Origin of the sequence: Kineococcus sp. DHX-1, assembly GCF_042473625.1 — a bacterium.
Taxonomy (GTDB): Bacteria; Actinomycetota; Actinomycetes; order Actinomycetales; family Kineococcaceae; genus Kineococcus.
This window is the reverse complement of the sequence record NZ_CP170445.1, coordinates 925,030-939,239: the sequence shown is the minus strand read 5'-3', so window position 1 is coordinate 939,239 and position 14,210 is coordinate 925,030. Positions and strand designations below refer to the sequence as shown.

Below are 14,210 nucleotides of genomic sequence, written 5' to 3'. Positions count from 1 at the left end.
GAGCACCGACCCCGGCAGCCCCGAACCGCTGCGCGTCATGACCGTCTGCACCGGCAACATCTGCCGCTCCCCCATGGCCGAGGTCGTCCTGCGCGACCGGTTCCGCGCGGCCGGTCTCGACGAGCGCGTGGTCGTGGACTCCTCGGGCATCTCCGACGAGGAGCACGGCAACCCCGTGGACCCGCGGGCGGCGAGCGTCCTGCGCGAGCACGGCTACGAGGTGCCCCGGCACCGGGCCCACCAGGTCACGCGGGAGGAGATCGCCCACCGGGACCTGTTGCTGGCCATGACGTCGCGGCACGCGCGGTGGCTGCGGACGCAGGCGCCGGACGAGGCGTCGGCGGACCGGGTGCGGATGTACCGCTCGTTCGACCCGTCCGCCCCCGACGTCGACACCGTGGCGGACGAGTCGGACCTCGACATCGACGACCCCTGGTACGGCGGCCGGGAGGACTTCGAGCGCACGCTGGCGCAGGTGGAGGCCGCGGCGGACGAGGTCGTGCAGCACGTCCGCCGCCTGCTGGGGTAGGCGGGTCAGAGCGCCTTCGCGCGCAGGACGTCGCCGTGCACCCGCACGTACCCGGCGCGTTCGTACAGACCGACCGCGCCGGAGGGGTTCTCGCTGTCGACGTCAAGGCTGACGGCCGCCGTCCCGACCTCGCGCGCCCGCCGCGCCACGGCCGCGAGGAGCACCTGCGCCAGGCCGCGCCCGCGGTGGTCCCGCCGCACGCCGAGGTTCCCGAGGTCGGCCTGCGCGAACCCCAGGGCCGGCCAGTCGGACTCGTGGGCGTAGACGTTGGCGTAGGCGACGAGGTCCCCCTCCGGGTCGAGCAGCCCGAAGCTCCACGCGGCCCGGAAGTCGGGGTTGCCGACGACGAACCGCTCCCAGTCGGCCTCGGTGAGCGGCTGGGACCCCCAGTGGTCGGCGAACACCGCGTTGTGCAGGTCGCGCAGCCCGGCCGTCCCGTGGTCGTCGAACCTGACGAGACGGAACCCTTCAGGCACCTGCGGCGCAGGCGGTTCCTGCCCCTCGGGGAGCGTGCGCCGCATGGTGCTGAAGTACCGCAGGGGGGTCAGACCGGCGCGGGCGCACAGCCGGGCGACGTCGTCGCGGTGGTCGGCGGCCCACACCTGCAGGTCGGCGGTGACCTCTCGGCCGAGTTCCCGGCGCCGCCGGGTGACGCGGTCGCGCGCCGCCGACTCCCCCCAGGCCAGCAGAGCCTGCCCGACGCCCCGCCCCCGCCAGGCGGGGTCGACGACGCCGTCGCACGGCAGGCGCAGGTGCTCCAGATCGCCCAGCCGCAGTTCCACGACGGCGACCGCACGCAGGACACCGTCGGGGTCGACCCCGGCCAGGCTCTGGGCGCCGGCGTCGAAACCGTCCGCGGTCAGGCTGCGTCGCAACCACTCCGGGGAGTCGCGCACGTGCGGGCGGTCGACGGCGGCGGCGCGGTCGAGCAGCTCGGCCCAGGCGGGGACGTCGTCGGTCGTCAGCGGTCGGCAGGTCAGTCCGGGCAGCACACCGCCCAGCCTCGCAGAACCCCGCTCAGAACAGCCGCTCGTCGGCCGACTGCTCGAGGTCGAGGAGGAACCGCTTGCGCCACAGGCCGCCTGCGTAGCCGACGAGGTCGCCGTCGCGCCCCACGACGCGGTGGCACGGCACGACGATCGACAGCGGGTTCCGGCCGTTGGCCAGACCCACGGCCTGGGAGTGACCGACCCCGCCGAGGGTGCGGGCGATCTCGCCGTACGTCGTCGTGGTGCCGTGCGGGATCCGGGTCAGCGCCTGCCAGACGCGCCGGCTGAAGGCGTCCCCGGGCGGGTCGAGCGGCAGGTCGAACGCGGTGCGCCCGCCGGCGAAGTACTCCGCCAGCTGACCCGCGACGTCCCCGAAGGCCGTGTCGTCGCGCTCGTCCCCGGCGTCGACGTGGGCCCCGCCGCGGTGGTCGGCGAACCAGACGCCGGCCAGACCCCGGTCGGTGCGAGCGACCGTGAGGTCCCCGAGCGGCGACGGGAGGACCCCCCAGGTGCGGACCGTCACGTCCGTCAGCCGGCCAGCCCCGCGACGACCTTCCCGACCCGCCGGGCCCGCGTCGCCTCGGCCTTGGCGCCCTCGACCGACGTCACGTGCGCCTTGCGCTGCGACGGCGAGAGCGCGTCGAAGGCCGCCCGGAGACCGGCGTCGCCGAGAGCGCGGGCGAGGTCGTCGGGCACCTCGACGGTGCGGGGGGCGGTGTCGAGTTCGAGACCCACCTCCAGGACGTCGCCGGCCGCGACGCCCGCCGCGGCCCGCTCCTGCGCGCTGACGGGGACGAGCGCGCGGCCGCCCATGACGCCGACGGTGGTGCGGTACGTGTGTCCGCCCAGCGTCACGACGACCGCGGGACGGCGGCCCCCGCCGAGCTCCTCGAGGACCTCCGGCGGCACCTCGAGCCCCGTCGCGGTCTTGCCGTGCAGGCCGAGCGTGGTGGTGAAGACCGGCACATCAACCTCCCGTCACGTCACAGTCACCCCGTGTTGCACGAGGCGTCGTCCGCGGTGCATCGTGTCGCAGTTCGTCCCCGATGGTGGGGACTTCCCGGGGGAAGGTCACGCTCGCATGGGTGGCGTCGCGTACGTCGTCATGGCCCACACCGGTCCGTCCGAGGTCGCGGCCCGGGTGCGCCGCGTCCGGCAGCTGTCCCCGCTGGCGCACGTGCTCGTCCGGTCGGCGGGGACGCTGCTGTCCGACGCAGACGCGGCCGACCTGGGGATCGCGCTGCTGCGCAGCGAGGTCCGGGTGCAGTGGGGGGACTGGTCGCTCACGGCGGCGGCCGTGGAGGCCCTCACCACCGCCCAGCGCCTGTGGGACCCCGACCACGTCGTGCTCGTCTCCGGCCAGGACCACCCGGTGACCGACCTCGCGGTCTGGGAGTCCGGGCTCGTCGGCGTCGACGCCGTCCTGCGCCGCGACCCCCGGGACCACTCCGGGCGCTGGCGGTCGTGCTGGCACGTGCTGCCGGCCCAGGACGTCCTCGGCCCGGTCTGGGCGGGGCTGGCCGGCGCGACCCGACGCCTCCCGCTGCCCGGCGGGGTGGACCGCGCGGGCGGGCGCACGTGGGTCGCCCACCACCCACGTCCTGAGCCCCCGCCCCTGCCCTACGTCAAGGGGTCGTTCTGGTGCGTGCTGTCCCGCGCCGCGCTCACCGCCGTCGCCGAGGCCGCGTCCGACCCCGACGTCGGCGGCTGGTTCGCCACGACGCTCCTGCCGGACGAGGCGTTCGTCCACTCGGTGCTGGCCGCGCGACCGGACCTGCGGACGGTCGCGGGCGCCACGTCGTTCACGGTCTTCCCGACGGTGGCGTCCGCCCACCCCCGGGTGCTCGCGGCGGACGACGCCGACGCGGCGGTGGCGAGCGGCGCGCCCTTCGCCCGCAAGGTCGCCGCCGTGCAGGACGGGTTCACCCGGCGCGTCGACGCCGCGGTCGACGCGCTCGCGCGCGCGTCCCTCAGGCCGCCAGCTTGAGGACGTCGGCCGTGCGGGCCAGCGTCTTCGTCAGCAGGTCGTGGTCGTCGGACAGCTTGGTGCCGTAGGAGGGCACCATCGTCCGCAGCCGGTCGCGCCAGGCGTCCTGGTGGGCCGGGAAGCACTGCGCGAGCAGGCGGAGCATGACGTCGACGGCGGTCGAGGCCCCCGGGGAGGCGCCGAGCAGGGCCGCCACCGAGCCGTCGGCGGCGTGGACGAGTTCGGTGCCGAACTGCAGGACGCCGCCGCGCGGACCCTTCTTGATGACCTGCACGCGCTGTCCGGCGGTCAGCAGTTCCCAGTCCTCGGCGCGCGCGTCGGGGTAGAACACCTTCAACGCGTCGAGGCGCTGGTCCATCGACTGCACGATCTGCTTGCCGAGGTAGGTCATGAGCGAGACGTTGTCGCGCGCCACCGCCAGCATCGGCAGCAGGTTGTGCGGCCGGACCGACAGCGGCAGGTCGAGGAACGACCCCTGCTTGAGGAACTTCGGCGAGAACCCGGCGTAGGGCCCGAACATGAGGGCCTTCTCGCCGTGGGAGTAGCGGGTGTCCAGGTGCGGCACCGACATCGGCGGCGCCCCGACCTCGGCCTGGCCGTAGACCTTGGCGCCGTGCCGGGCGATCACCTCGGGGTTCGTGCAGCGCAGCCACTGACCGCTGACGGGAAACCCCCCGAAACCCTCGCCCTCGGGGATCCCGCTGCGCTGCAGCAGGTGCAGGGCGCCACCGCCGGACCCGACGAAGACGAACGGCGTAGCGACGGCGAAGCTGCCCTCGGAACTCTCCCCCACGACCGTCCAGCCGGAACCCCGGCGACGCAGGTCCTTCACGGTGTGGCCGGTGAGGAGTTCGACGCCCTCCTTCGCCGCCCCCGCGAACAGCTGCTTCGTCAGGGCGCCGAAGTCCACGTCGGTGCCGTTGCGCGAGCGGGTCGCGGCGACGCGCTCGGAGGTGCCGCGCCCCTCCTCCAGCAGGGGCGCCCACTCGGCGATGCGCGCGTGGTCGTCGGCCCACTCCATCTCGGCGAAGAGCGGGTGCTTCGAGAGGGCCTCGAACCGGGCGTGCAGGAAGTCGACGTCCCCGCCCCGCACGAAGCTCATGTGCGGGACCGCGTTGATGAAGTCGCCGGGGGAGGCGAGGACGCCCTTCTCGACGAGGTGGGACCAGAACTGCCGACTGGCCTGGAACTGCTCGTTGATCGTGACGGCCTTGGCGATGTCGACCGTGCCGTCCGCCTTGGCCGGGGTGTAGTTCAGCTCGCACAGGGCCGAGTGACCCGTCCCGGCGTTGTTCCACATGTCCGAGCTCTCGGCCCCGACGGTGTCGAGCTTCTCCAGGACCAGGACCGACCAGTCCGGCTCCAGCTCCGCGATCATCGTCGCGAGGGTGGCGCTCATGACCCCGCCCCCGATGAGAACTGCGTCGTAGCGGTTCGCTGCGGGCACCGGGCTCACCCTCGTTCATCGTCGACCTGTGGACCACCAGAGGCTACGACCTGTGGGGGGTGGGACGCCGCCCGGGCGGTGCGACGGTGCCCCACCTCACACGTGAGGTGCGTCTCAGCGGCGGTCAGCTCGCGGTCGTCCCCGCGGTGCCGGAGGTGCTGCCGCTGACCGGCTGCGTCAGGTCGTAGACGGTGGTGCCGCCGACCGTGGTGGCCGTGAAGTTCTCCTCCACCCACGCCTGCACCTGGCTGACGGTGGAGTCACCACCCCGCCCGCCCGCCCCGCCGCCACCGGCGACGAGGTAGTGGACCTCGCCCTCGGCGACGTACTGCTGGAACTGCGCCAGCGTCGGCGTCGGGTCGTTGCTCCAGCCGCCCATCGCCATGACGGCCGTCCCGCTGGCCAGCTCGTACGAGGCCGCGGTCTGGGAGCCGGAGACGGCCGCGGACCACGTCGTGCCCGCCGAGCGCAGGAGCGCCACGAGCTCGGCGTTGCTGCTGGCGTCCTCGCCGCCGCGCATCCCGGCACCCGTCTGACCGCCCGCCGTCTGACCGTCCACCGCCAGGTCGTCGGGCATCCCCTGGCCGTCGCTCGGCGGCTGACCGCCACCGGGCTGACCGCTGGTGCCGGTCGTGCCGGTGGCCCCGTCGGTCCCCGGCCGCATCCCGCCGAAGCCACCCATCCCCCCGCCCATGCCCATGCCGCTGCCCGCCGACGCGCCGGCCGGGCCGACGGTCGGGATGGAGCCGGTGTGCGGGGTCGCGGCGGTCGCGGCGGCGTAGGAGGCCGTGCCCCCGAGCCCGACGACCGTGGCCGACAGGACGAGCACCACCGCGAGGCGCCGCAGCCGGACCGGCGTGACGACGAAGGCGACCGCGAGCGCCGCGCTCAGGACCATCAGCACCGCGCCCGCCCAGACCCACGTCCCGTTGCGCTGCAGCAGGACGAAGGCCCAGACACCCGCCGCGGCGAGCACGAGCGCCAGCCCGACGCGGGCCAGCAGCCGTTCGCGCCGCGCCCACAGCAGCTGCCCACCCCCGGCGGCCAGCGCCGCGACGGCCGGGGCGAGGGCCACCGTGTAGTAGGGGTGGACGGTGCCCTCCATGTAGGCGAACGTCAGCCCGGACACGAGGAGCCAGCCGCCCCACAGCAGCAGCGAGGCGCGTCCGCGGTCGGTGCGGGGTGCCCGGCCCCGGACGACGAGCCCGAGCACCAGCGCGAGCAGCGCCGACGGCAGCAGCCAGGAGATCTCGTTGCCCATCTCGGAGGAGAACAGGCGCTGCCAGGTCGCCGCGCCGCCGAAGCTCGACCCGGGCGTGCCCCCGCTCATGCCCCCGCCACCGCCGCCTCCGCCGCCGCTCCCGCCGAGGATGCGGCCCAAGCCGTTGTAGCCGAGGACGAGGTCCATGACGGTGCCGTCGGTCGAGCCGCCGGTGTAGGGCTTCTCCCCCGGCCAGAACGTGACGGCGAGCACCCACCAGCCGGCCGAGACGACGACCGCCGCCGCGGCGCCGAGCAGGTGCAGGATCCGCTTGCCCAGGCCCGTGGGGGCCGCCCACAGGTGGACGAGCGCCAGGCCCGGCAGGACGAGGAAGCCCTGCAGCATCTTCGTCAGGAACGCGAACCCGATGGCGACGCCCGCGAGCGCCAGCCAGCGCCAGGACGCCTTCTCCGTCGCGCGGACGGTGCAGTACGCGCCGGCCGTCATGAGCAGGACGAGCAGGGCGTCGGGGTTGTCGAAGCGGAAGATCAGCGCGGCCGCCGGGGTGAGCGCCAGCGCGGCGCCCGCGACGAGACCCGCGACGGGGCCGTGCCAGCGGCGGACCGCGGCCGTCAGCAACCAGACGGCCCCGACCCCCTCGAGCGCCTGCGGGACCAGGAGCGTCCAGCTGCTGAAGCCGAACGCGCGGGCCGCGAGCCCGGCCACCCACAAGGAGGCGGGCGGCTTGTCGACGGTGATGAAGTTCTGGGCGTCGAGGGAGCCGAAGAACCAGGCCTTCCAGCTCTGCGACCCCGCCTGGACGGCGGCGGCGTAGAAGCTGTTCGCGTAGCCGGAGGCGGACAGGTCGACGACGTACAGGACGCCGGTCGCCAGCAGGAGGGCGGCGGTGGCCCACCGCACCCAGTGCCGGCGGGGCCACGCCCCGCCCGCGGGTCCGCCGCCGGAGTCGCCCGTGTCCTGGCCGTCGCCCGTGCGCGCGGGGGTGGTCGTGGTGGTCATGACCTCACCGTCGGCCCCCACCCTCGCCCCGGCCCCTGAACCACCTGTGAGCCGCCCGTGACCCTCGGCCCACCGTGTGCTCGCCGGGGTGGCGGCTCAGGGCAGGAGGGCGAGCACCTCGCGCCGCTGCCGGGCGAGCTGCTCGAGCAGGTCGAGCTCCTCCTGCGCCGAGGACTCCACCGTCCCCCGCCGCAACCGGTCGCGGCGGAAGGCCAGCTCGGTGGCCGTCTCCTGGAACTCGCGGACGGCCTGCGCCGCAGCGCGTCCACCGCGGCCGGCGGCGGCCGAGCGGGCCTGGCGCCGGGCGCGGGAGGAGGCGAGCACCGCCACCTCCGACTCCCCCAGCCAGCCCGTCCGGGCGTAGACCTGCAGGTGCCGGACGATGAGCCGGGACTCGCGCACCCGGGCGACGACGGCGACGGCGACGGCGGCCGCGAACACCGGCACCTGCAGCAGCAGGAACAGCTCGACGAACGAGGCGACCCCCGAGCTCGCCGAGGCGTTCCAGAGCGCGTGCAGGACCACGGCGACGACGAGACCGAGCACGGGCGCCCCGACCCGGCGCCCCGGCGACCGGTGGCGGGCGGCGATCCCGAGCCCCACCCCGACGGCCATCGTGAACAGCGGGTGCGCGAACGGGGAGACGAGGCAGCGCAGCACGAACACGACGACGAGGGAGTCCGGCTGGTCGTCGCCGAGCGCGCGGCCGAGGTAGAGGACGTTCTCCAGGTAGGCGAACCCGACGCCGACGAAGGCCGCGTACACGATGCCGTCGACGACGCCGTCGAACTGCCGTCGCTGCCGCAGGAGCAGCAGCAGGACGCCCAGCCCCTTGAGCACCTCCTCCACGACCGGCGCCACGACGACGGACGTGTTCGTCACGTCACCGACGGCCCCGTCCAGCAGCCGCGAGGCCCCGGTGTTCAGGACGAGCGCCCCCAGGCTCGCGACGCAGGCGCCCCAGCCGAAGGCGAAGGCCAGAAGGTGCGGCGGTTCGGCCTCGTGCCGGTCCAGCCACAGCACGGTCGCCAGCACCGGGCCGACGGGCACGGCCGCGAGCGCGAGCCCCGGCAGGAGGCCGCGCCACCCCACCTCCGCCGTCACGGCGCCCAGGCTGAGCAGGCCGCAGACGACGAGGACGAGGACCGTCACGGGGGCCAGCGCGGACGCGCGGACTCGCGGCGCCAGCATGGCTCCGAGGGTACGGGCTGCCCCGACGCCCGCCCCCCGTCCACCGCCGCCCCACTACGCTGCCCCGGTGAGCAACGACAAGGCCCCGGGCAAGGCCACGGACAAGGTCACGGACCGGATCGTCTGGATCGACTGCGAGATGACGGGCCTGAGTCTGACCGACGACGCGCTCGTCGAGGTCGCGGTGCTCGTGACCGACGCCGACCTCAACGTGCTCGGCGACGGCGTGGACGTCGTCATCAAGCCGCCGGCCGAGTCCCTGGAGGACATGGACCCGGTGGTCGTCGACATGCACACGACGTCGGGGCTGCTCGCCGAGATCCCGTCCGGGCGCACGCTGGCCGAGGCCGAGCAGATCGTCCTGGACTACGTGAAGCAGTGGGTCCCCGAACCCCGCAAGGCTCCGCTGGCCGGCAGCTCCGTGCACACCGACCGAGCGTTCCTGGCCCGCGACATGCTGCAGCTCACCGAGCACCTGCACTACCGGCTCATCGACGTCTCCTCGCTGAAGGAGCTGGCGCGGCGCTGGTTCCCGCGCGTGTACTTCCACACCCCGCGCAAGCACGGCGGGCACCGCGCCCTGGCCGACATCCGCGAGAGCATCCAGGAGCTGAAGTACTACCGCGAAGTCCTGTTCGTGCCCGACCCCGGTCCGGACTCCGACACCGCCAAGGCCGCCGGCGCGAAGTTCGAGCTGAAGCCGGACGCCCCCGCGTCCTGACCCTCACCCGGTCGGGTCACGCGGCGGGCTCCGTGTCCCGGGGCAGGCCCGGGCGCGTGTATCCTCGACCCGTCACGTGCACTGCTGTGCGCGTGCCGTGGTGGGTGTAGCTCAGCTGGTAGAGCACCTGGTTGTGGTCCAGGAAGTCGCGGGTTCAAGTCCCGTCACTCACCCCACGCAGGACGAGAGGGCGGTCCCGGGTCACCGGGGCCGCCCTCTCGTGCACCTCAGGTGTTCTGCCCCTCGCTGCGCGCGATCCGCAGCCTCCCGATCGCCACGAGCTGCTCGCGCAGCCACGCGAGGTAGGCGTCCCGGTCGGCACGCAGGCCCAGGGAGATGACGGGCTGCCCCACGACGTCCCACGCGTGGGCGCCCGCGACGGGCAGGACGAGGATCCGCAGGTCGAACGGCCGGATGCGCCAGCCGAGCTCCCGCTCGACGCCGCTGACGAGGTTGGTCTCGAACAGCGCGCTGGGCGAGCGGGCGATGACGCGCTTCTCGATCTCACGGACCCGGGCGCACCAGGCGACGGCGTCGTCCATCCCGAGCTCGGCGATGCCCCGCAGCTCGGTGCGCCCCCGCAGCCCGGGGTAGCGCGGCGGCAGGATCGACGTCAGCGCGTCGGCGCCGCCGGGGAAGCGCTCGACCCACCAGTCGGCCCACTGCCGCGACGCGGCCTCCAGACCTGCCTCGACGTGCAGGCGCTGCACCGGCGGGTCCAGCGGGGGCAGGTCCGGCAGCACCGGGGACGTCGGAGGGGCGAGGCCGGCGGCGTCCCGCAGGTGCAGGGCCAGCAGCAACGACTGCGGCATGGTGAGGTCGATCCCCCAGGCTCCGACGTCCTGCATCGAACCACTGTGCGCGGTGGTGCACCCCGCGTCCACCCTGAACGGCTGGTGGACGCCGGCTCGGTGTCGTCCCTGGGGGTGATGCCCAGGTCCCGCCCCGGGCCGATGTGCCCGGCCGGGGCCCGCGCCTACGGTCGGGCCATGACCGCCCCGGTGCTGACCCGCTACCCGCTCGACGCCTCGGCCGCCCGCCGCCGGCGACGGCGGATCGCGGTCGTCGTCGCGGTGCGGCGCGACGCCGTGGAGCGGCTGGGGGTCCCGGCCGCACCCACCGGGAGCAACGGCGCGGGCGCTGTCGTGCGCAGCCGGTGACGGCGGGGCCCGCCGCTGCGCCGGACGGGCCCACCCGCTCGACCCGTCTCAAGGAACGTGCCTCGCAGGACGACCTTCTGTGCATCCCCTGCACGTGAGGGGGTGGTCGAGTTCCTCGGGAGGATGCATGACGCAGGAGAAGACGCCGGTCGCCGACGGCGCCACCGAACCGGTGATGGAGATGCTCTCCGAGCACATCCCGCTGTCCCTGATCATGGACATGGCCTCGCCGGACGGTCCGCACTCCGCGGAACTGCTGGCCGCCGAGGGCCTGCCCGACGACGAGTGGTGGAACCAGGGCTGACCTGGGGCCCCGTCCGTCCACGGTCCGGTCCCCCGGGGGGCACGCCCCCTCTCGTTCCCCCCGGGGGCCGGATTTCGTCGCTCCGGTGCAGGTCTGCTAACGTTCTTCTCGCAAGCGCTACTAGCTCAATTGGCAGAGCAGCTGACTCTTAATCAGCGGGTTCATGGTTCGAGTCCATGGTGGCGCACTTCTGAACGACCTGCGGCGCAGTCACTCCGGTGGCTGCGCCGCTGGTGTTTCCGCCGCTCTTCCCCAACTCCGCCCGGCCGACGTGACGCACCTCATCCCCTGGAGCACCCGTGGGCCCCGACGGTTCCCCGCGCTGGGCGCACGTGACGAGCGAGGTGCTGGCGCCCTGGTGGCTGGCCGCCGTGATGCCCGTCCTGGTCTCGACGCTGACGACGACGCCGGCCTGGCGCGGCGCCCTCTCGGGTCTGCTCGTCACCGTCCTGTGCGCGGTCGTCCCCGTCGCCGTGGTGCTCGTCGGGGTCCGCCGCGGCCGGTACGCCTCGCTGCACGTGCCGCGGCGCGAGGACCGGCCGCCGCTGCTCGCGATGGTCGCCGGGCTGACGGCGGTGACCGCCGTCCTGCTGGTCCTGCTCGACGGGGCGACGTCGTCGCTGGTGTTCCTCGGCCTCATGGCGGCCTGCGCCGTCGTCGGCGTCGTGGTCTCCCGGTCCTGGAAGATCTCGCTGCACGCGATGGTCGTCGCGGCGTCCGCCGTCGTGCTCGTGGGCCTGGTCCCCGCGACGGCCCCCGCGCTGCTGGCCGTCCCGCTCGTCGCCGCGGCCCGCGTCCGGCTCGGCGCGCACACCGTCGCGCAGGTCGTGGTGGGAGCGGCCGTGGGCCTCGTCCTCGCCGCGGGGTCGCTGGCCCTGTCCTGACAGCCCGCCCGGACGGGCCTCAGACCCGCGGGCGCAGCCGGATCGCGAGGACGGCGACGTCGTCGGCCGCCTCGGCGTCCAGCGTCCTGGCCAGCACCCCGTCGACGAGGGCGCCCAGGTCCGACGGGTGCTCGGCGGCGACCGCGGCCACGGCGGCAGCCAGGGCGGCGAACCCCTCGTCGAGGGAGGCGTCCCGTCGTTCGACGAGACCGTCGGTGTGGAGCAGGACGGTGCTGCCGGCGGGCAGGTCCACGACGTGGTCGTACCGCGCCGCGGCCGGGTCGACGCCCAGCAGCAGGTCGGCCTCGGGGGCCTCCAGGGCCTCCACCGCGCCGGTGGGCGTGAGGACGAGCGCCGGCGGGTGCCCGGCGGAGGACCAGCGCAGTCGCGTGCCCGTCCCGCCGCCGGGGACGTCCTCGAGCCGGACGGCGAGGACGCTGGCGGTGACGTCGGGCTGAGAGGAGACGACGACGCGGTCGGCGCGGGCCAGCACGTCGGCGGGCGGGTCGTCGCCGACGGCCGCCAGGGTCCGCACGACCGTCCGCACCTGGGCCATGACGGTCGCCGCCCGGGTGTCGTGGCCGACGACGTCCCCGATGACGAGGACCGTGCCGCTGGGCTGCTCCACGGCGTCGTACCAGTCGCCCCCGACCTGCGCCGTCCGCGCGGACGGCACGTACCGCACGACGACGTCGGCGTGGGCCGGTGCGGGCGGGTCGGTGAGCAGGGAACGCTGCAGCGCCTCGGCGAAGCGCCGCTGGCGGCGGTGCAGGCGTGCGGACTCCAGCGCGAGCCCGGCCCGGGCCGCGAGCTCGACGACGGTCTCGACGTCCTCGTCGTCCAGCGGCGCCCGGTCCGGCCCCTGGAACAGGCTCAGCAGACCGACCGTCCGTCCGCGGCCCCGCAGCGGGAGCACCAGCGCCGAGGTGGGGGCGAGCTCGGCCAGCACGCACCGGGCGGTCCCCTCCGGGGTGAGCACGGCCGAGACGGCCGCGGTGGCGTCGGCGACCCGCAACGGCCGGTCCTCCCGCAACGCCCGCCACAGGAAGGCGTCGTCCGTGAGGTCGGGCAGGCGGTGCTCGGTGTAGCGCACGACGAGGGGGACCCGCTCGGGGTCGCGGTGCCAGCGGCCCACGTCCCGCAGTCCGCGCCGCAGGTCGGAGGGGTGCGGGACGGAGCGGACGGGGGTGTTCACCGCGTGCTCGGCGCTCACGTCCCCGTCGTCACCGTCGTCGACGAGGGTCACGACCGACCAGTCCCCGAGGGCCGGGACGAGGAGCTCGGCCAGCCGCTGGGCGGCGACGTCGGGGTCGTCGGTGGCGTCGGGTCCGGTGAAGACCGCGGTGACCTCGGCCAGCAGGGCCGCCCGCGTGCCCAGGCGCTCGACCGCCCGGACGGCCGCTCGACGGGCCGTGGTGTCGACGAGGTAGACGGCCAGCCCGTCACCCTCGGCCACGGCGCGCAGCTCGACCCACCGCTGCGGCGGTCCGGGGCGGGTGACGTCCGCGACCGCCTCACCGTCGCGCTGCGCCCGGCGGACGAGGTCCTCGAGGACGTCGGTCGCAGTGGGGTCGCCGGCGACGAGGTCGCCGGCGAAGAGGTGGACGACAGGGCGCCCCACGAGGTCCACGCGGGAGGTGCCGGACAGCGCCTCTGCGGCCGCGTTGACGTGCACGACCCGCCCGTCGCGCTCGGCCGCCACGTAGCCGACCGCCATCCCCTCCAGCGCCCCGGCGATGCGCTCGACGACGCGGTGCTGGGCCGTGACGTCCAGGACCGTCCCGACCAGCCGCTCCGGGCCCCCGGCCCCGTCGCGCAGGACACGTCCGCGCGCCTCCATCCAGCGGGTCGTCCCGTCCGGCAGCACGACCCGGTAGGTGGAGGTGTAGGCGCCGGTCGCCACGGCGACGGCCAGGTCGGCGCGCACGGTGCCGCGGTCGTCGGGGTGGATGCGGTCGATCGCGAAGTCCACCTCGTCGGTGAACTCCTCGCGGGTCAGGCCGAACAGGGCCAGCGTCTGCTCGTCCCAGACCACCCGGCCGGTGGCCACCTGCAGGTCGAAGGTCCCGACGCCCGCCGACACGACGGCGGCCTCCACGACGGAGGACCCCGCCGCGGCCTCGCCGACGACGGCGAGCTCGAGCTCTGCGCTCGCGGCGTCGGCCAGGTGCTGCAGCAGCGAGGCGTCCCCGGCCTCCCAGGCGCGGGCGACGGGGTCGAAGACGCACAGGGCACCGACGACCCGGCCGTCCCGGGTGGCCAGGGGCGCCCCCAGGTAGGAGCCGACGTCCCCGTCGCGCACGGCCGGGAGCTGGGCGACGCGCAGGTCGAGGTGGGTGTCGGGGATGACGAGCGGGCGGGCGGCCGCGGCGGTCTGCGAGCAGACGGTGAGGGCGAGCGCCTCCGCCGGGGTCGTCCCGGTGACGACGGGTTGGGGCCCGCTGACGCCGACGACCGTCGGCCCGTCGGCCAGCAGCGAGATGCGCCCCGAGGACGCCCCGACGAGCCGCGCCGCCACGGCCGCGAGCCCGTCGAGGTCGGGACGTGCGGTCGCCGACTGCAGCCTCCGGGCGGTGGCGGTGCGGGTCGCGTCGGCCGTCAGCTGCTCGGCCGCGCGCACGGCGTCGTCCCGGTGTGGTCGGGCCGGCCGGGGCAGGGGCGGTGGGGACCTCGTGGGAGGGGCGGGGACACGAGCCGTCTCGTCCACGCTGCCCCCTCCCGGTCGAGCGGGTCACCGGGTGGGACCGCCGCAGCGGCGAGTACCACCCGCCGGACCT

General features: G+C 75.1%; 14 protein-coding genes and 2 tRNA genes. 8 read left to right on the top strand and 8 right to left on the bottom strand.

Going from position 1 to position 14,210, the window contains the following annotated elements:
- The first annotated feature begins 37 nt into the window (after positions 1-37).
- Positions 38-529 (top strand): low molecular weight protein-tyrosine-phosphatase, encoded by a 492-nt coding sequence (locus tag ACFEMC_RS04635; protein ID WP_380176596.1) that lies wholly within the window; start codon positions 38-40, stop codon positions 527-529.
- Positions 530-534: 5 nt separating this feature from the next.
- Here the strand turns inward: ACFEMC_RS04635 and ACFEMC_RS04630 are convergent, their stop codons facing one another.
- From ACFEMC_RS04630 to ACFEMC_RS04620, 3 genes are read right to left on the bottom strand one after another with little or no spacing between them, the layout of a single operon-like run.
- Positions 535-1,521 (bottom strand): GNAT family N-acetyltransferase, encoded by a 987-nt coding sequence (locus tag ACFEMC_RS04630; RefSeq protein ID WP_380174059.1) that lies wholly within the window; start codon positions 1,519-1,521, stop codon positions 535-537.
- A gap of 25 nt (positions 1,522-1,546) precedes the next feature.
- The gene (locus ACFEMC_RS04625; RefSeq protein WP_380174057.1) at positions 1,547-2,041 is read right to left on the bottom strand and encodes a methylated-DNA--[protein]-cysteine S-methyltransferase; all 495 of its coding nucleotides are present in this window, start codon (positions 2,039-2,041) and stop codon (positions 1,547-1,549) included.
- A gap of 5 nt (positions 2,042-2,046) precedes the next feature.
- Entirely contained in the window at positions 2,047-2,484 is a 438-nt protein-coding gene (locus tag ACFEMC_RS04620; RefSeq protein WP_380174055.1) for a YdeI/OmpD-associated family protein, read from the bottom strand.
- Positions 2,485-2,599: 115 nt separating this feature from the next.
- On the opposite strand from ACFEMC_RS04620, the gene ACFEMC_RS04615 reads away from it, so the two are divergent.
- Positions 2,600-3,505, top strand: coding sequence for a beta-1,6-N-acetylglucosaminyltransferase (locus ACFEMC_RS04615; protein ID WP_380174053.1), 906 nt, complete (start codon positions 2,600-2,602; stop codon positions 3,503-3,505).
- Here ACFEMC_RS04615 and ACFEMC_RS04610 read toward each other — a convergent pair.
- From ACFEMC_RS04610 to ACFEMC_RS04600, 3 genes are all read right to left on the bottom strand, one after another.
- The gene (locus tag ACFEMC_RS04610; protein ID WP_380174051.1) at positions 3,489-4,961 is read right to left on the bottom strand and encodes a malate:quinone oxidoreductase; all 1,473 of its coding nucleotides are present in this window, start codon (positions 4,959-4,961) and stop codon (positions 3,489-3,491) included. The genes ACFEMC_RS04615 and ACFEMC_RS04610 overlap by 17 nt on opposite strands.
- Before the next feature lie 115 nt (positions 4,962-5,076).
- Positions 5,077-7,173 carry an ArnT family glycosyltransferase gene (locus ACFEMC_RS04605; protein WP_380174049.1) on the bottom strand — a complete coding sequence of 699 codons (2,097 nt, stop codon included), beginning with the start codon at positions 7,171-7,173 and terminating at the stop codon, positions 5,077-5,079.
- 96 nt (positions 7,174-7,269) lie between these two features.
- Positions 7,270-8,364, bottom strand: a complete 1,095-nt coding sequence (locus ACFEMC_RS04600; RefSeq protein ID WP_380174047.1) for a PrsW family intramembrane metalloprotease — start codon at positions 8,362-8,364, stop codon at positions 7,270-7,272.
- A 67-nt stretch (positions 8,365-8,431) separates the two neighbouring features.
- Here ACFEMC_RS04600 and orn point away from each other — a divergent pair, with 67 nt between their 5' ends.
- Together orn and ACFEMC_RS04590 are read left to right on the top strand one after the other, a co-directional pair.
- Positions 8,432-9,085 carry an oligoribonuclease gene (gene orn / locus ACFEMC_RS04595; RefSeq protein ID WP_380174045.1) on the top strand — a complete coding sequence of 218 codons (654 nt, stop codon included), beginning with the start codon at positions 8,432-8,434 and terminating at the stop codon, positions 9,083-9,085.
- A gap of 100 nt (positions 9,086-9,185) precedes the next feature.
- Positions 9,186-9,261 (top strand) — tRNA-His (locus ACFEMC_RS04590).
- A gap of 51 nt (positions 9,262-9,312) precedes the next feature.
- On the opposite strand, the gene ACFEMC_RS04585 is transcribed toward ACFEMC_RS04590, so the two are convergent.
- Positions 9,313-9,933 (bottom strand): hypothetical protein, encoded by a 621-nt coding sequence (locus ACFEMC_RS04585; protein WP_380174043.1) that lies wholly within the window; start codon positions 9,931-9,933, stop codon positions 9,313-9,315.
- 141 nt (positions 9,934-10,074) lie between these two features.
- Between ACFEMC_RS04585 and ACFEMC_RS04580 the strand changes: the two genes are divergently transcribed.
- From ACFEMC_RS04580 to ACFEMC_RS04565, 4 genes are all read left to right on the top strand, one after another.
- Positions 10,075-10,245, top strand: a complete 171-nt coding sequence (locus tag ACFEMC_RS04580; RefSeq protein WP_380174041.1) for a hypothetical protein — start codon at positions 10,075-10,077, stop codon at positions 10,243-10,245.
- A gap of 127 nt (positions 10,246-10,372) precedes the next feature.
- The gene (locus tag ACFEMC_RS04575; protein ID WP_380174039.1) at positions 10,373-10,549 is read left to right on the top strand and encodes a hypothetical protein; all 177 of its coding nucleotides are present in this window, start codon (positions 10,373-10,375) and stop codon (positions 10,547-10,549) included.
- Between the two features lie 114 nt (positions 10,550-10,663).
- A tRNA-Lys gene (locus ACFEMC_RS04570) sits at positions 10,664-10,736 on the top strand.
- A 112-nt stretch (positions 10,737-10,848) separates the two neighbouring features.
- Entirely contained in the window at positions 10,849-11,433 is a 585-nt protein-coding gene (locus ACFEMC_RS04565; RefSeq protein WP_380174037.1) for a hypothetical protein, read from the top strand.
- 19 nt (positions 11,434-11,452) lie between these two features.
- Here ACFEMC_RS04565 and ACFEMC_RS04560 read toward each other — a convergent pair whose 3' ends face one another.
- Positions 11,453-14,053 (bottom strand): SpoIIE family protein phosphatase, encoded by a 2,601-nt coding sequence (locus tag ACFEMC_RS04560; RefSeq protein WP_380174035.1) that lies wholly within the window; start codon positions 14,051-14,053, stop codon positions 11,453-11,455.
- Between the last annotated feature and the right edge of the window lie 157 nt (positions 14,054-14,210).